This window comes from Methylobacterium sp. 4-46 (assembly GCF_000019365.1).
Classification (GTDB): Bacteria; Pseudomonadota; Alphaproteobacteria; order Rhizobiales; family Beijerinckiaceae; genus Methylobacterium.
This window is the reverse complement of sequence record NC_010511.1, coordinates 2,305,811-2,322,280: the sequence shown is the minus strand read 5'-3', so window position 1 is coordinate 2,322,280 and position 16,470 is coordinate 2,305,811. Positions and strand designations below refer to the sequence as shown.

16 protein-coding genes are annotated in these 16,470 nt (G+C 72.6%); 9 read left to right on the top strand and 7 right to left on the bottom strand.

Going from position 1 to position 16,470, the window contains the following annotated elements:
* Positions 1-70: 70 nt before the first annotated feature.
* Positions 71-871, bottom strand: coding sequence for a lytic transglycosylase domain-containing protein (locus M446_RS09840; RefSeq protein ID WP_012331951.1), 801 nt, complete (start codon positions 869-871; stop codon positions 71-73).
* 311 nt (positions 872-1,182) lie between these two features.
* On the opposite strand from M446_RS09840, the gene M446_RS09835 reads away from it, so the two are divergent.
* The 8 genes from M446_RS09835 to M446_RS09800 all read left to right on the top strand — a co-directional run bounded on the left by M446_RS09835 (position 1,183) and on the right by M446_RS09800 (position 10,502).
* On the top strand, positions 1,183-2,358 hold the full coding sequence (locus M446_RS09835) for an NAD-dependent epimerase/dehydratase family protein (protein ID WP_012331950.1): 1,176 nt from the start codon (positions 1,183-1,185) through the stop codon (positions 2,356-2,358).
* A complete protein-coding gene (locus tag M446_RS09830; protein WP_012331949.1) occupies positions 2,355-3,446 on the top strand; it encodes an NAD-dependent epimerase/dehydratase family protein in 1,092 nt (363 codons plus the stop codon). Before M446_RS09835 ends, M446_RS09830 begins: the two co-directional genes overlap by 4 nt.
* Before the next feature lie 87 nt (positions 3,447-3,533).
* The gene (locus tag M446_RS09825; protein ID WP_012331948.1) at positions 3,534-4,832 is read left to right on the top strand and encodes a TIGR04295 family B12-binding domain-containing radical SAM protein; all 1,299 of its coding nucleotides are present in this window, start codon (positions 3,534-3,536) and stop codon (positions 4,830-4,832) included.
* A complete protein-coding gene (locus M446_RS09820) occupies positions 4,817-5,977 on the top strand; it encodes a glycosyltransferase family 4 protein (RefSeq protein ID WP_012331947.1) in 1,161 nt (386 codons plus the stop codon). Before M446_RS09825 ends, M446_RS09820 begins: the two co-directional genes overlap by 16 nt.
* Positions 5,974-7,131: a glycosyltransferase family protein gene (locus tag M446_RS09815; protein WP_012331946.1), complete on the top strand. Its 1,158-nt coding sequence runs from the start codon at positions 5,974-5,976 to the stop codon at positions 7,129-7,131. Before M446_RS09820 ends, M446_RS09815 begins: the two co-directional genes overlap by 4 nt.
* Positions 7,132-7,171: 40 nt before the next feature.
* On the top strand, positions 7,172-8,269 hold the full coding sequence (locus M446_RS09810) for a glycosyltransferase family protein (RefSeq protein WP_012331945.1): 1,098 nt from the start codon (positions 7,172-7,174) through the stop codon (positions 8,267-8,269).
* On the top strand, positions 8,266-9,426 hold the full coding sequence (locus tag M446_RS09805) for a glycosyltransferase family protein (protein ID WP_012331944.1): 1,161 nt from the start codon (positions 8,266-8,268) through the stop codon (positions 9,424-9,426). The genes M446_RS09810 and M446_RS09805 overlap by 4 nt, the downstream gene beginning before the upstream one ends.
* A 53-nt stretch (positions 9,427-9,479) precedes the next feature.
* A complete protein-coding gene (locus M446_RS09800) occupies positions 9,480-10,502 on the top strand; it encodes a UDP-glucuronic acid decarboxylase family protein (RefSeq protein ID WP_012331943.1) in 1,023 nt (340 codons plus the stop codon).
* Here the strand turns inward: M446_RS09800 and M446_RS09795 are convergent, their stop codons facing one another.
* The 3 genes from M446_RS09795 to M446_RS09785 form a co-directional block, all read right to left on the bottom strand.
* Positions 10,503-10,679, bottom strand: coding sequence for a metallothionein (locus M446_RS09795; RefSeq protein ID WP_012331942.1), 177 nt, complete (start codon positions 10,677-10,679; stop codon positions 10,503-10,505).
* 67 nt (positions 10,680-10,746) lie between these two features.
* Positions 10,747-11,607: a PIG-L deacetylase family protein gene (locus M446_RS09790; protein WP_265576578.1), complete on the bottom strand. Its 861-nt coding sequence runs from the start codon at positions 11,605-11,607 to the stop codon at positions 10,747-10,749.
* Positions 11,604-12,539, bottom strand: coding sequence for a glycosyl hydrolase (locus M446_RS09785; RefSeq protein WP_012331940.1), 936 nt, complete (start codon positions 12,537-12,539; stop codon positions 11,604-11,606). The genes M446_RS09790 and M446_RS09785 overlap by 4 nt, the downstream gene beginning before the upstream one ends.
* Positions 12,540-13,283: 744 nt before the next feature.
* Here M446_RS09785 and M446_RS37030 point away from each other — a divergent pair.
* Positions 13,284-13,634 carry a hypothetical protein gene (locus M446_RS37030; RefSeq protein ID WP_150108624.1) on the top strand — a complete coding sequence of 117 codons (351 nt, stop codon included), beginning with the start codon at positions 13,284-13,286 and terminating at the stop codon, positions 13,632-13,634.
* 517 nt (positions 13,635-14,151) lie between these two features.
* Here M446_RS37030 and M446_RS09780 read toward each other — a convergent pair.
* The 3 genes from M446_RS09780 to M446_RS09770 form a co-directional block, all read right to left on the bottom strand.
* Positions 14,152-14,778, bottom strand: coding sequence for a 2,3-bisphosphoglycerate-dependent phosphoglycerate mutase (locus M446_RS09780; protein WP_012331939.1), 627 nt, complete (start codon positions 14,776-14,778; stop codon positions 14,152-14,154).
* 34 nt (positions 14,779-14,812) lie between these two features.
* Complete coding sequence (dapB, locus tag M446_RS09775) at positions 14,813-15,610, bottom strand: 4-hydroxy-tetrahydrodipicolinate reductase (RefSeq protein ID WP_012331938.1); 798 nt, start codon at positions 15,608-15,610, stop codon at positions 14,813-14,815.
* A gap of 80 nt (positions 15,611-15,690) precedes the next feature.
* The gene (locus M446_RS09770; protein ID WP_012331937.1) at positions 15,691-16,470 is read right to left on the bottom strand and encodes a MarC family protein; all 780 of its coding nucleotides are present in this window, start codon (positions 16,468-16,470) and stop codon (positions 15,691-15,693) included.

Genomic DNA, 16,470 nt, shown 5'->3' with positions numbered 1-16,470 from the left:
GCCGCCCTCGCGCCGCGGCGTGCGCGACGGACGTCGATCGCCCGCGCGGGCGAGGGCGCCGGGACCGCCCCTACTCCCCTCCGTCGATGCGCTTGCCGATGATGGCGATGGCGCGCTGGTAGACGGAGGCGGCGTTCCAGCCCTGGATCGCCGCGAAGTTCGGCTCGCCCGGCTGGTAGCCGGCGCCGCGCTGCCAGCCATGCGCGCGCAGGAAGTTCGCCGTCGAATTGAGCGCGTTCGACACGTTGTCGAGGCTGCCGCCCGTGCCGTAATTCAGCACGTTCTTGGGCAGGAACTGGGTGTGGCCGACCTCGCCATGCGCGGCGCCGCGGGTGCTCGGCGACATGACGCCCCGGTCGATCAGCGCCAGCGCGGCGTAGAGCTGGTCCGTGAAATAGGCCGAGCGGCGGCAATCGTAGGCGAGCGTCGCCACCGCCGAGAGGGTGTTCACGTTGCCCTTCACGGCGCCGAAGCCCGTCTCCATGCCCCAGATCGCCAGGAGCGGCCCGGGCGGCACGCCGTAGCGCTGCTCGATCCCGGCGAACAGGGCGGCGTTCGAGGCCCTCAGCGCCCGCCCGCGCGAGACGATGGCCGGCCCGCCGCGCTTGGCCATGAACTGCTCCAGCGAGAGCCGGAAGCTCTTCTGGCCGCGATCCGCCGCGATGGTGGGGGAGGAGTAGGAGGTGCCCATCAGCGCCTGGAGGCTCGCCGCGCTCGCCCGGCCCCGCGCCTCCTCGGCGAATTCCCGCTTCCACGCCTCGAACCCGCCCGGACCGTTGCCGCACTGGGCGGCCTCGGCCGCGCCCGCCGCGACCATGAACGCCGCGAGACCGACCCCAAGATAGGGCTTTGCGTACCCAGCACCGCTCATCGCAGACTCCCTCACCCCGGCGGACCTCGTCCGACCGGCCGTCCTTCCGCATACTTAGCCGTTCGTCCGGCCACGGCTACGCCCCGTTCGACGCGGCTCGACTTCGGATGCGGGCACGATGGCGATCCGCAACACTGTGTTGTGCCGCTGCATCGCTGCCCTGCACCTCCCGCTCCACCGAGCCCGATTTTCCGCGCGCCGCCAAGGCACGAGTGAGGCAGGCGGCGCCGAGCCGGGCGGCGGCGCGTCGAAATCGGTGGAGAACCGGGCCTGTCCGGCCGGATCAGGGAACTTAGATACGGGCGGGATGTATGTACCTCGATCCCCCGCGGGATCGGCAGCGGAAGGGCGTGTGCGTGCCGCAGACCATCCTGATCACCGGCGGAGCCGGTTTCATCGGCCGGGCGGTCGCCCGGGCCCTCGTCGCGAGAGGCGACCGGGTTCGCGTCCTCGACAGCCTGATCGAGCAGGTGCATGGCGGCCTCGCGCGGCCGGACGACATGCCGGACGACCTGCCGGACGCGGTCGACCTGCGGCGCGGCGACGTGCGCGACCCGGCCGCGGTGGCGCAGGTGCTGATCGGCGTCGACAAGGTCATCCACCTCGCCGCGGAGGTGGGGGTCGGCCAGAGCATGTACGCGGTCGAGCGCTACGTCTCGGTCAACGACGTCGGGACGGCGGTGCTGTTCCAGGCGCTGATCCAGCGGCCCGTCGAGCGGGTCGTCGTCGCCTCCTCGATGAGCATCTACGGCGAGGGGCTCTACCGCGACGCGGAGGGCCGGCTCGTGGAGGACGTCGTGCGCCAGCCCCGCTCGGGGCCGGACGCGCCCTGGGACCCCCTCGATGCGGCGGGCCGCCCGCTCACCCCGGTGCCGACGCCGGAATGGAAGCGCCCGGCCCTGGCCTCGGTCTACGCCCTGTCGAAATACGCGCAGGAGCGCCTCACCCTGATGCTCGCCCCCGCCTACGGGATGGAGGGCGTCGCCCTGCGCCTCTGGAACGCCTACGGGCCGGGCCAGGCCCTCTCCAACCCCTACACGGGCGTCCTGGCGATCTTCGCCTCGCGCCTCCACAACGGGGCGGCCCCGGTGATGTTCGAGGACGGGCAGCAGCTGCGCGACTTCGTGCACGTCGACGACGTCGCGCAGTCCTTCCTGCTCGCGCTCGACCGGCCGGAGGCGGCCGGTCAGGTCTACAACATCGGCTCGGGCGTCTCCCGCTCGGTGAGCGAGGTCGGGACGCTCCTCGCCCGCGCCATGGGCCGCAGCGAGATCCGCCCGGAGATCGCCGGCAAGCTGCGGGCGGGCGACATCCGCCACTGCATCCCGGACATCACCAAGGCGCAAACCGAGCTCGGCTACGCGCCCCGCCGCGACTTCGCGGAAGGGCTCGCGGAGCTCGCGGCCTGGGTCGCCGCGCAATCCGACGCGCAGGACCGCGTCGCCGAGGCCCGGCGCGAACTCGAGAAGCACGGGCTCGTCGCATGAGCGGGCGCAGCGACGGGGGACCTATCCTGATCACCGGCGGCGCCGGCTTCATCGGCGCGAACCTCGCGGACGCGCTCGCGGCCGAGGGCCGCGACGTGCTGATCTACGACGCGCTGCTGCGGCCCGGCGTCGAGGCCAATCTCGACTGGCTCAAGCGCCGGCACCCGCGCCGCGTCTCGGCCGTGGTGGCGGACGTGCGCGACACCGCCTCCCTCTCGGCCGCCGCCGCGCGGGCGGGGGCGGTGTTCCACTTCGCCGCCCAGGTCGCCGTGACGACGAGCCTCGTCGCGCCGGCGGAGGATTTCGCCGTCAATCTCGGGGCGACGCTCGCCCTGCTCGAAGCCCTGCGCGGCCGGCCCGATCCCGCCCCGCTGCTGTTTTCCTCGACCAACAAGGTCTACGGGGACCTCGGCGACCTCGCCTTCCGGCGCGAGGGCGAGGCCTACCGGCCGGCGGAGGAGCGGCTGCACCGCCACGGCATCGGCGAGGACCGCTCCCTGGACTTCCACACCCCCTACGGCTGCTCGAAGGGCGGCGCCGACCAGTACGTGCTCGATTACGCCCGCAGCTTCGGCGTGCCGACCTGCGTGATGCGCATGAGCTGCATCTACGGCCCGCGCCAGATGGGCACCGAGGACCAGGGCTGGGTGGCGCATTTCCTGATCCGCGCCCTGGAGGGCCAGCCGATCGCCATCTACGGCGACGGCTGCCAGGTGCGCGACATCCTGCACGTGGCGGACGCGGTGGCGGCCTACCGGGCGGCGCTCGCCCGGATCGACCTCGTGAGCGGGCGCGCCTACAATCTCGGCGGCGGACCGGCCAACGCGGTGAGCCTGCGCCAGGTGCTCGCCGCGATCCGCGACATCGTCGGCCGCCCCCTCGACCTCAGCTTCCACGACTGGCGCGCGGGGGATCAGCGCTACTATGTCTCCGACACGCGCCGCGCCGGCGCCGATCTCGACCTCGCCGCGCCGATCCCGTGGCGGCGGGGTCTCGCCGACCTCGCCCGCTGGCTCGCCGAGGCGCGCGGCCTCGCCCTGCCGGAATCCGCCCCGCGCCGCGAACCCGAGCCGGTATCTTCCGCTTAACCAGGATCGGGCGAAAAGGCCTTGTCGCCGAAGATCGCCCCACCAGTTCCCGCAACGCGTATTCAGCCGGCGTCAGGACCTCAATCGGTGAGAATTGCCCTCGTCAACCCGACCTGGACCTTCACGCAAAGCATCTATTTCGGCTGCCGCGAGGCGCATCTGCCGATCGAGCTCGGCGCCTGCAAGGTGCTGCTGGAGGCGGCGGGCCACGAGGTGCTGATGCGGGACGGGGCCCTGGACGGGCTCGGCCTGGACGCGCTGGCGGAGGAGGTCGCGGCCTTCCGCCCGGCCATGACGGTGGTGACGACCGCCCCCACCTACCTGTTCTGGCGCTGTGCCCAGCCGGAGCTGCGGGTGCCCCGGGCCTTCCTGGAGGCCCTCGGCGACCGCGGCGGCACCACGGTCGCGGTCGGCCCGCACGGCTCGGTGACGCCCGAGACCACGCTCGCCAAGCTCGGCTGCGACCTCGTGGTGCGGGGCGAGTGCGAGGAGGTGGTGGCGGCCCTGGCCGCCGGCGGCCTCGCCGCCCCCGCCCGGGTCCCCTCCCTGGCCTTCCGGGAGGAGGGCGCGATCACGGTCACGGGCGGGCCGGCGGCGACGCACTTCACCGACCTGCCGGCGCTCGCCTGGCCGGATGGCTGGATCGCCCGGCACCACCACCATCACCACCGCTTCGACCGCGCCCCGGACGGCCCGGGCGCGGAGGTCGAAGCCTCCCGCGGCTGCCCCTACAGCTGCACCTTCTGCGCCAAGATCGATTTTCGGGACACGTATCGCCGCCGCGAGCTCCCCCTCGTGCTGGCGGAGATCGACAGGCTGATCGCCCAGGGCGTGACCTACATCTACTTCATCGACGAGATCTTCCTGCCGCAGAAGCCGCTGCTGGAGGCGTTGGTCGGCCGCGAGGTGGCGTTCGGGGTGCAGACCCGGATCGACCTGTGGAAACCCGACATGCTCGACCTCCTCGGGCGGGCCGGCTGCGTCTCGATCGAGGCCGGGGTGGAGAGCCTGACCGAGGAGGGCCGCGCCCTCCTCGACAAGAATTGCCGCGCCTCGACCGACGACCTCGCCGAGCGGCTGATCCACGCCCGGCGCTCGGTGCCCTTCGTGCAGGCGAACCTGATCAAGGTGGCGGGCGACGACCCCGACCTCGTGGCGGCGTGGCGCGACCGGCTTCGCGCCGCCGGGGTCTGGGCCAACGACCCGGTCCCGCTCTACCCCTATCCCTCGTCGCCCGATTACCGCCGCCTGTGGGGCGCGCCGGACGGGCAGGCCTGGGAGCGGGCCCACGCCCATTACCTCGCGCAGTTCGACCGCTTCAGCGAGATCCAGGAGGAGCGGCCGGCCCCGTTGACCGAATTGGAATCCGCATGCTGCCCGGCCTGACCGCCGCGCGCCCGCGCGCTCCGTCCCTCAACCTGTTCATGACCGCGGACGCGGTCGGGGGCGTCTGGCAATACGCCCTCGACCTCTGCCTCGACCTCGACCGGCGGGGCCTGCGGGTCACGCTGGCGGTGCTGGGCCCCGAGCCCAGCCTCGACCAGCTGCGGGCGGCCCGGGCCATCAGGGGGCTCGACCTGCGGGTGATGGACGTCCCCCTCGACTGGACCGCCCTGACGAGGAGCGAGGTCGAGACCGCGGCCTGGCGCGTCGCCCGCGAGGCCGAGCGGGCCGAGGCCGACCTCATCCACCTCAACAGCCCGGCGCTGGCCGGGGTGGTGCCCTTCCCGCGGCCGGTCGTCGCCGTGGCGCATTCCTGCGTGGCGACGTGGTGGGCGGCCAATCGCCCGGGGCCGCTGCCGCCCGACCTCGCCTGGCGGGCGGCGCTGGCGGGGTCCGGCTACCGGCGGGCCGCCTGCGTGCTGGCCCCCACCCACGCCTTCGCGCAAGCCACCCGGGCGACCTACGGGCTCGCCAGCCCGCCGCGGGTGGTGCCGAACGGGCGGCGCAGCGCGGCGGAGCGCGGGCATCGCACCCCGCGCGGCGCCGCCGCCTCGCCCTTCGCCTTCACGGGCGGGCGCCTGTGGGACGAGGGCAAGGGCACCGCGACCCTCGACCGGGTCGCCGCCCGGATCGCGCCGCTCCCCTTCCTGGCCGCCGGCCCCCTCGACGGGCCCAACGCCGCCCGGGTCTCGCCCCAGCACCTGCGCTGCCTCGGCCGGCTCACCGACCAGGACATGGCGCGCTGGCTCGCGGGCGCGCCGATCTACGTCTCGGCGGCGCGCTACGAGCCCTTCGGTCTCGGCGTCCTGGAGGCGGCGAGCGCCGGCTGCCCGCTGATCCTCTCCGACATCCCGACCTTCCGCGAACTCTGGGACGAGGCCGCCATCTTCATCGAGCCGGAGGACGACGCGGGCTTCGCGGCGGCGGTCGCGCTCGTAGCCGGGGATCCGGCCATCCGGGCGCGGCTCGGCGCCGAGGCGAAGGCCAGGGCCGACCGGCTCACCGTCGAGGCCATGGGCGCGGGCGTGCTCGCGGCCTACGAGGCCGTGCTCGGCGAAGCTCCGCTTCGCGCCGGAGCCCCCGCGTGAGGATCAGCGTCTTCACCCATTCCCTGCGCTCCTGCTGGAACCACGGCAACGCGCATTTCCTGCGCGGCGTCCTGCGCGAGCTGATCGCGCGCGGCCACGCGGTCTCCGTGCACGAGCCCGAGGGCGCCTGGAGCCTCGCCAACCTGCGCGCCGACCACGGCGAGGCCGGCGCCGCCGCCTCGCTCGCGCCCTATCCGGAGCTGTCCTCGCGCATCGACCCGCCGGGCTCCGACCCGGCCGATTTCCTCGACGGGGCGGACCTCGTCCTGGTCCACGAGTGGAACGAGCCCGCCCTCGTCGCCCGCATCGGCGCGCTCCGGAAGGCCGGCGGGCGCTTCACGCTGCTGTTCCACGACACCCATCACCGGGCGGTGAGCGAGCCCGAGGCCATGCGGGCCTTCGACCTCACGGGCTACGACGGGGTGCTCGCCTTCGGCGAGACGCTGGCCGAGGTCTATCGCGGCTGGGGCTGGGGCGACCGCGTCTTCGTCTGGCACGAGGCCGCCGACACCCGCCTGTTCCGCCCGCCGCCGCGGGAGCAGGCCCGCGCGGGCCTGGTCTGGATCGGCAATTGGGGCGACGGCGAGCGCAGCGCCGAACTGGAGACCTTCCTGTTCGGGCCGGCCGGGGCGGCTTGCCTCCCCCTCGACGTCTGGGGCGTGCGCTACCCGCCCGAGGCCCTCGCCGCCCTCGACCGGCACGGGATCCGCTACTGCGGCTGGCTGCCGAACGCCCGGGCGCCGGAGGTCTTCGCCCGCCATCTCGCCACCGTCCACGTGCCGCGGCGGTTCTACGTCGAGGCGCTGCCGGGCATCCCGACCATCCGGGTCTTCGAGGCGCTGGCCTGCGGCATCCCCCTCGTCAGCGCGCCCTGGCGCGACAGCGAGGGCCTGTTCACCCCGGGCCGCGACTTCCTGACCGCGGCGGACGGGGCGGCGATGACCCGCCACCTGCGGGCGCTGCGCGAGGATCCCGCGTTGCGGGCGGAGCTCGCGGCGCACGGCCTCGCGACGATCCGGGCGCGCCACACCTGCGCGCACCGGGCCGAGGAATTGCTGGCCGTGGCGGAGAGGCTGCGCGGCGCGGATGACGCGCGGCGCCGAGGGCCGGCCGCCGAAGCGGCCGCGAGAACGGCCGCGAGAACGGCCGGATGAGGAGGGCGCGGGTGGAATCGACGGACGGAGCGCGGGCCCGATGAGCACCATCGCCTTCTACGGCTCGAGCCTCCTCTCCTCCTACTGGAACGGCGCGGCGACCTACTATCGGGGCCTGATCCGCGACCTCGCGGGGCGGGGCTGGCGCACGACCTTCTACGAGCCGGACGCGTTCGACCGGCAGCGGCACCGCGACATCGACCCGCCGGACTGGGCCGCCGTGACGGTCTACCCGGCGACCGAGGAGGCGGCGCGGGCGGTCATCGCCGAGGCGGCGCGGGCCGACGTGGTGGTGAAGGCCTCCGGCGTCGGCGTGTTCGACGACCTGCTCCTCGCCGGGCTCGCCGCCGCGTCCCGGCCCGACGCCCTGCGGCTGTTCTGGGACGTGGACGCCCCGGCGACCCTCGCGGAGCTGCGCACCGCCCCCGACCACCCCCTGCGCCGGGCCCTGCCGGACCTCGACCTCGTGCTCACCTACGGGGGCGGCCCGCCGGTGGTGGAGGCCTACGAGGGGTTCGGCGCCCGGCGCTGCATCCCGATCTACAACGCCCTCGATCCCGACACCCACCACCCGGTGCCGCCGGATCCGCGCTTCGCCGCCGACCTCTCCTTCCTGGGCAACCGCCTGCCGGACCGGGAGGCGCGGGTGGAGGAGTTCTTCCTGGCCCCGGCGGCGCGCCTGCCCGAACGCGCCTTCCTGATCGGCGGCAACGGCTGGGAGTCGCGCGGGCTGCCCGCCAATGTCCGGCATCTCGGCCACGTCTCCACCCGCGACCACAACGCCTTCAACGCGACGCCGCGCGCGGTGCTCAACATCGCCCGCGACTCGATGGCGGCGACCGGCTGGTCGCCCGCCACCCGGGTCTTCGAGGCGGCGGGCGCCGGGGCCTGCCTGATCACCGATGCCTGGACGGGCCTGGAGATGTTCCTGAGCCCTGGCGAGGAGGTGCTGGTGGCCCGCGACGGGGCCGACGTCGCCGCGCATCTGGCCGACCTCACGGCCGAGCGCGCCGCGGCGATCGGGCGGGCGGCCCGCCGCCGCATCCTCGCCGAGCACACCTACGCGCGCCGCGGCGCCGCGGTGGACGCGATCCTGCGCGCGGCCCTGGCGGAGAAGCGCGGAGGGCGCGCCCCGTGACCCGCCCCCTCGACCTCGTCGTCCTCGGCCTCAGCCTGTCCTCGTCCTGGGGCAACGGCCACGCCACCACCTACCGGGCGCTGCTGCGGGCCTTCGCGGCGCGCGGCCACCGCGTCACCTTCCTGGAACGGGACGTGCCCTGGTACGCGGCCCATCGCGACCTCGCCGCGCCGGATTACTGCGACCTCGTCCTCTATCCCGACCTCGCGGCCCTGCGCGACCTGCGCCCGCGCCTGCTGCGGGCGGACGCGGTGATGGTCGGCTCCTACGTGCCGGAGGGCGTCGCGGTCGGCGCCCTGGCGGTCGCGACGATGCGGGAGGCGGGGGGCGTCGCCGCCTTCTACGACATCGACACGCCGGTGACGCTCGCCAAGCTCGCCCGGGGCGACCACGAGTACCTCACCCCCGACCTGATCCGCGCCTACGACCTCTACCTCTCCTTCACGGGCGGGCCGGTGCTGGAGCGCCTGGAGCGGGAATTCGGCGCGCCCCGCGCCCGCGCCCTCTACTGCTCGGTCGATCCCGCCCTCTACGCGCCGACCGGCGCGGAGCCGGTCTACGACCTCTCCTATCTCGGCACCTACAGCCCGGACCGGCAGCCGACCCTGGAGCGGCTCCTGATCGAGCCCGCGCGGCGGGCGCCCGAGCTGCGCTTCGTGGTCGCCGGGCCGCAATATCCCGCCGACATCGCCTGGCCGCCGAACGTCGAGCGGCGCGACCACGTCGGCCCCGCCGATCACCCGGCCTTCTACGGCCTGAGCCGCTGGACCCTGAACGTCACCCGCGCCGACATGCGCGCGGCCGGCTACAGCCCGAGCGTCCGCCTGTTCGAGGCCGCCGCCTGCGGCACGCCGATCCTCTCGGACGACTGGCCGGGCCTCGGCACGATCCTGGCGCCGGGCCGCGAGATCGTGGTGGCCGAGGGCCCCGACGCGGTGCTGTCGGCGCTCACCCGGACGAGTCCGGCCGAGCGCGCCGCCCTGGCGCAGGCGGCCCGCCGCCGGGTGCTGGCCCGGCACAGCGCCGCGCAGCGGGCCCAGGAACTCGAGGCGGCGCTCCTCGAGGCGGCGCTGCGCGAGGCGGCGGCGCCTTCGCCCAAATACTCGCATGAAGTATCGAAACTCCCGCTTGCCGAGGGCGTTAGGGGGCGGAGCTAAGTACCTTTCGGTGGGGGCTCTCGGGCCTTCCCGCTGCAACCGCAGGAGGAACCATGACGCACCGCAAGTCCACGACCGTCCTCGTTGCCGGCGGTGCGGGTTTCCTGGGCTCCCATCTCTGCGACGCGCTCCTGGCCCGGGGCGACCGGGTGATCGCCCTCGACAGTTTCCTCACCGGCCGCCGCCGCAACCTGCGCCACCTGGAGCGCGACCCGCGCTTCGACCTCGTCGAGCACGACGTCGTGCGCCCCCTCCCGGCCGCCCTGCGGCGCCAGACTTTCGACCGGGTCTACAACCTCGCCTGCGCGGCCTCGCCGCCGCACTACCAGGCCGACCCGGAGCACACCCTGCTCACGAGCGTGCTCGGCACGCGCCACCTGCTCCTGGCGGCGGAAGCGTCGGGCGCCCGCTTCTTCCAGGCCTCGACCTCGGAGGTCTACGGCGACCCGGAGGTGCATCCGCAGCCGGAGGGCTACTGGGGCCACGTGAACCCGACCGGCCCGCGCGCCTGCTACGACGAGGGCAAGCGGGCGGGCGAGACGCTCTGCTACGACTACGCCCGGGCCGGGCGGGTGGCGGTGCGCGTGGCGCGCATCTTCAACACCTACGGGCCGCGGATGCGGGCGGATGACGGGCGGGTGGTCTCGAACGTGGTCTGCCAAGCGCTGGCGGGCGACGCCATCACGGTCTACGGGGACGGCTCGCAGACGCGCTCCTTCTGCTACGTGGCCGACCTGATCGAGGGGATCATCCGGCTCTCCCTGCACGAGGCGCCGGGCCTCGCGGTGCCGCCGGTCAACCTCGGCAACCCGGTCGAGCTGACCGTGTCCGACCTCGTGGCGCGCGTCCTCGCGATGACGGGCTCGGCCTCGCCGGTCGTGACCCGCCCGCTCCCCACCGACGACCCGCGCCGCCGCCGGCCGGACATCGCCCGGGCGAAGGAGCTGCTCGGCTGGTCGCCGGCGGTGCCGCTGGAGCAGGGCCTCAAGGCCACGATCCTGTGGTTCGCCGACGAGGCGGAGGATGGACCGCGCGGGGCGGTGGTCAGCGAGGAGCGCCGCGCGGCCCTGGTGTGATCAGCCGTGACAGGTGCAGCCGGCATGTCCGCAGCCGGCATGGTCCGGATGACCGGTCGCGCACTCGTCGCAGCAATAGGCCCGCCCGTCATGCTGCACGGCCTTGGCGAGCGGGACGACGCAGACACAATCCTCGCAGGCGCATTTCACCATCTCGACCGCGACTGGCTCGCTCATCGTCCGTCTCCCGGAATCCTCACGATGAGGGCGGCGAGGATGAGCCATCGGAGAGGCTTCCGCAAGGTCAGGGCGCGGGAGGCTCGCCGAGGGCGCTCTCCGCCGCCCCCGCCAGGGCGAGGAACCGCGCGCCGGTCAGGCCGAGTCCCCATTCCTCGTAGAGCAGCCGCCCCCCGTTCGGCAGCGCGTCGAAGCGGAGGTCGGGCGCCTCGCGGAAGCGTTCGAGGGCGATCGGCAGCCGGTTGAGGATCGCGGCCTGGCTGGCATGGGCGGCGAAGAGGTCGGCCTTGAGGGCGCAATCCTCCGGGTCGAGGTGGAGGGCGACGGCGCGCCGCGGCGGATCGGCCGGCAGGAAGCGCCCCTCCTCCGGCCCGGCCGGGCCGCGGTGGTAGTAGGGCATCTCGATCACCGCGAGCGCGCCGCCCATCAGCCGCTTCGCCCCCTGCACGGCGAGCGCCACCGCGTCGTGGTCCGGATGCCCGCCCTCGTAGGTGTGCGTGAGGGCGACCCGGATGCCCCGCGCGGCGAACAGCCCGGCGAGCCGCCGCGCCAGGGGCGCCAGCGCCTCCGCCACGCCCTGGTCGGGAAGGCCGAGGGCGAGGCGCCGCTCCGGCGGCACGCCGGCGCGGGTCAGGGCGGCGTCGAGCTCGCGCGCCCGGGCCGCCGCGTAGGCCGCCGGGTCGGGGAAGCCGCGGCGCGCCGCGTCCCGGCCGTCGCGCGGCGCCCCGTCGGTGACGTGGATCACCGTCAGCCCGGCGAGGCGCGGGAGCTGCGCCCCGCAGCCGATGCTCTCGTCGTCGGGATGCGCCACGACCAGGGCCGCCCGGCCGGCCTCGATCCGGCCGCGGGCCGGATGCGCCAGGGCGCTCAGGAAGGACTCGGCCTCCGGCGAGGAGGGCGCCAGCGGGCCGGTGACCACTTGGCTCACAGGAGGGGCGCCGGCATCACCAGCGCCTCCGGACGCGGGCGGAGCTGGGCGGCGTAGCGCCGGATCATCGCGGCGCAGAACTCCGCGAATTCCTCCTTCACCTGGGGCGGGCTGGTGTGGTGGGGCGCGATGCCCCGGTGCTCGGGGGTGAAGCAGAACGTCACCGTCACGTCGAACTCCGCCAGGGCCTCCATCTGCCGGTCGAACCAGTCGAGGGCGTTCGGCCGGAAGGAATCCGCCCAGGAGAGCCCGGTGCGCAGGGAGCGCACGCCGAGGCGGCGCATCCAGGCCACCGCGTCGTCGAGCCGGTGGTCCTCGAAGTGGAACCACTGGCACAGACCCATCGCCGGGGTGTGGCGGGCGAAGTGCTCCAGGGCGGGCTTGGGCGCGCCGTCCTCGCGCAGCAGCCCCATGTAGAAGTGCCGGTAGTAGGAGGAGCCCTCCGCCTCCCGGTGCCGGGTGGTGGCGCCCCAGGCCTGGGGCAGGTCGTAGAGACTGTACCAGTGGATGCGCGGGGTGCGGCCGATCAGCAACTCGGCGGTGCGGTCGAGCCCGAAGACCTGCACCTCCTCGGCCCCGAAGGTCGAGACCCCGACCTCGGTCACCCAGACCGGCTTGGGGGTGACGGCCCGGATCTCGGCGAGCTTCCGGGGCCACTCGTCGATCTGCCAGAGATTCCAGTCGAGGGGAAAGCCGTGCACCGCCACCACGTCGACGTGGTCGAGGGCGCGCTTGGACTCGAGGAACTGCACGAAGGTCGGGTCGATCGGCGAGAGGCCGCCGAGCACGGTGGGCAGCGTCGGCGCCTCCTGCTTCAGGGCGCGGGCCGCGCAGGCGAGGGTGTCGGCGAAGAGGTGCCAGCCCGGATCGATCTCGGGATCCCAGTGCGACTTGTTGTTGGGCTCGTTCCAGATCATCGCCGCTTCGATCATGCGGGCTCCTTCTCACGGCGCATCCGCCGTCGGGCGGGGGCGGTTCGTCGCGCGCCTCTCAGGCAGGCGATGTGGCGGGGTGCATCGCGCCGGCAAGGGTACGACGCCCTCGCGAGCGAGACGGCGCGGCGCATCTCGGCCATGGTCCTCGTCCTCGCATCATTCCCGCCGCCGGGCCAGGGGCCGCTTCGGTGCGAGCCGCCGGAGCCGTGCGCCCGTTGACCGGCGCGGGGCCCGGCCGGCCGTTCCGGCCTCATCCCGGCCCGTCCGGCCCGGAGGATGGGCCGGTCCCGCCTCCGCTGAGGTTGAAGCCCAGGGAAGGCCCGACGCGCGGGCCGCCCGGCCGTCGCCGTCACCGCCGAGGCGCTTCCGCCCTCGCGTGCGCGGTCCCTCCGAAACCGCGCGGGACAGGCCCATCGGGAGCGCCCTCTCGGCGCGTCGTGGATCGGCACCACGGACTTGGAGGCACGGCGAACAGATTGTCCGTTCGCCTCGGCACAGGATGCAACGTATCTCGCTTGCACATCGTAAGGAAATTAATGTAACTTGCGACGACCCTGAAATGGAAGAGGGTTTCGACATTCTTGATTTCTCGACGTATATCTCGTTAGATTTGCCAATTAGATCGTTTGTGTTCTCTGGAGACGAGGAGAATCATAGACCAAATAGCCTGATGTGGTGCCAATCGCGCATGTGCACACGGACGCGCATCTTAGCCCCGACAGGACGATAACGGGAGGGTGGGTGAACCCGAACATCGCCAGAAGTTTTAAAAGAAAAGACGAGATAAATATGAAAGTACTAAGATATCCAACTGAGGAGGAAATCAAACTTTGGAGCCGTATAGCAAAACAAGATTCTGATTTTTGGACTAGATTTAAAGCACTAGAGACTGAAGCGGAGAGCACCGTTCTCACGAACAGCCAGTTAACAAATATAAGCGATGTTATAGATGCAACATATGAAGTTAATTTCGCCTCTGTCACGGTAGATATGTTGGACAGAAACGGCATAAAACATGACGACTGGGTGGTTGGTGATCTCGTTATCTGCTTGCACGGTCAAGCCCGATTTGAACTTGGCTACGCCGTATAGATGGAAACGTAAAAGGCGAGCCGATGTGTAAATAATGACGATGGAAGCAAAAAAACTCGAACATGGGTAGACGCAAATCACGATGGGTTTGCTCAGAACGGGGAGCTGACGACACTCGCCGCACACAACATACCAAAAATAAATCTGTCATCAGATGAAAAGAAATTCCTCCTTCCAGATGGCGCAAAGATGCGCGGCTCAAGTAATTTTATAACGGACTCAGGAACTACGGACATGATAGCTGATATTTCGTTCGCGTATAGAGCATTTTCCGACGAAGCGGATGCCGGTTCGTCGAAGAGAATGCAGCAAAATCAAAGACCTAGAGCAGGGTTCCGTTGCAACTTGATCGAACCCTGCTCCAGCGTCGAGGAGCGACCGGCTTGAGACCGGCCATGGCCGGGCTGCGGCACGCCGGACAGGGGCGTGCCGCAGCCGCGTACGAACGCCGCGTCTCACGGCGTGGGATGCTGGCGCGCAGCAGGCCGCGCGCCGCCGCCGCGCCACACCATCCCGCTCACGCGTCCTTGTCGAGCACCTCTTTGCTCTCGACCGTGGTGTCGGCCTTGAGGCGGTAGACCAGCGGCACGCCGGTCCACAATTCCAGGCCGGGGATCGTCTCGGTGGTGAGCCCGTCGAGCACCATGACCAGCGCCCGCAGGGAATTGCCGTGGGCCGCGACCAGCACGCGCTCGCCGCGCATCACCCGGGGCAGAATCTCCCGCATCGTGTAGGGCAGGACGCGGGCCACCGTGTCCTTCAGGCTCTCGCCGCCGGGCGGGGGCACGTCGTAGGAGCGGCGCCAGATATGGACCTGGTCCTTGCCCCAGCGCGCGCGCGCATCGTCCTTGTTGAGCCCCGACAGGTCGCCGTAATCGCGCTCGTTGAGCGCCTCGTCGGCGATGGTCGGCAGGTCCGGCTGGCCGAGCTCCTCCAGGATCAGGGCGGCGGTGCGCTGCGCGCGGGTCAGCGCCGAGGTGAAGCAGATATCGAACCGGATGCCCTTCGCCTTCAGCCGGCGGCCCGCCGCCCGCGCCTCGGCAATGCCGACCTCGGTCAGGTCGGGATCGCGCCAGCCGGTGAAGAGGTTTTTCAGGTTCCACTCGCTCTGGCCGTGCCGCGCGAGGACGAGAAGGCGCTCCATGATCTTCCGTATCGCTCCGTGAAGCCTGAGGCCCTCAGAGGCCCAGGACGTCGTCCATGTCGTAGAGGCCGGGCTTCTGCGGCGCGGCCCAGAGGGCGGCCCGGATCGCCCCGCGCGCGAAGAGCCCGCGATCCTCGGCCCGGTGGGTGAGTTCGATCCGCTCGCCCGCCCCGGCGAAGATCACGCTGTGCTCGCCGACCACGCTGCCCCCGCGCAGGGTCGCGAAGCCGATCGTGCCGGGCACGCGGGGGCCGGTCTGGCCGTCGCGCACCGCGACCTTGCGCTCCGCCAGGGCCACCGCCCGGCCCTGGGCCGCCGCCTCGCCCAGGAGCAGGGCGGTGCCGGAGGGCGCGTCGACCTTGTGGCGATGATGCATCTCCAGGATCTCGATGTCGAAGTCCTCGCCGAGCGCCGCGGCGACCTTGCGCACGAGGCCGGCGAGCAGGTTGACGCCGAGAGACATGTTGCCCGAGCGCACGATGCGGGCGTGGCGGGAGGCCGCCTCCAGCCTGCGCAGATCGTCCGGCGACAGGCCGGTCGTGCCGACCACGTGCACGAGCCGCGCCTGCGCGGCGAGTTCGGCGTAGAACACGGTGGCGGCCGGGGCGGTGAAGTCGAGGACGCCGTCGGCCTCCGCGAAGGCCCGCAGGGGGTCGTCCGTGACCGCCAGGCCGAGGGGGGGCAGGCCGGCGAGCAGGCCCGCATCCGTGCCGACCGCCTCCGCGCCCTCGCGCTCGACCGCGCCGGCGAGCGTGCAGCCCTCGGTGCTCGTCACGGCCTGGATCAGCATCCGGCCCATGCGCCCGGAGGCGCCCACCACCACGAGACGCATCGCGCTCTCGCTCCCCCAAAAGGCCAATCCGGCCGCGTGCCTCCTACAGGGCGGCAGCCCCTCTGCCAAGGCGCCGGTGCTCAGCCCGCCCGCGCGGCGAGCAGCGGCGCCAGGACGTCGACGACGCCGGTGAGCGTGATCTGCGTGCCGACGCAGAGCAGCAGGAAGGCCGAGAGCCGCCCGAGCACCCGGGCGCGGGCAGGGCCGATGCGCGCGACCACCCGGTCGGCGGAGGCGTAGGCGAGGTGCACCGACAGCGCGATCACCAGCGCCGCCAGCGAGGCGCCGAGGAGGAAGCCGTAGCGCGCCGCCCCGCTCTCCGGCCGGCTCGCCCCGAGCGCGATGGCGACCGAGATCGTGCCGGGGCCGGTGGTGAAGGGCAGCGTCAGGGGGAAGAACGCGATCTCGTCGAGGCCCGCCCCGGCGACGCCCTCGGGGCCGCGGTCGGGGGCGCGGGACGGGTCCGGGATACGGGACGGGTCCGGGATCCGGGAGGGGTTCGGGATCCGGGACTTGGCCGGCTCGGCCTGCGCGGCCTTGCGGGCCTCGCGCTCCTCCGGCGCGGCGAGGAGGCGCCAGGCCTGCGCGGCCACCACGAGGCCGCCGGCGATGCGCAGGGCCGCCAGCGTGATGCCGAAGAAGCTGAGGAGCGCCGCGCCCATCCACAGGGAGATCAGCATCACGGCCGCCGCGTAGAGGCCGATGCGCCGCGCCAGCAGCGCCCGCTCTCCGTGGCTGCGCCCGCCCGTCACCTCGGCGAAGATCAGGGCGGCGCCGAGCGGGTTGACGATCGAGAACAGGGCCGGGAGGGCGAGGAGGAAGCTCTGCAGGGCCGCGTCGAGCCCGGGGACGGGCAGCAT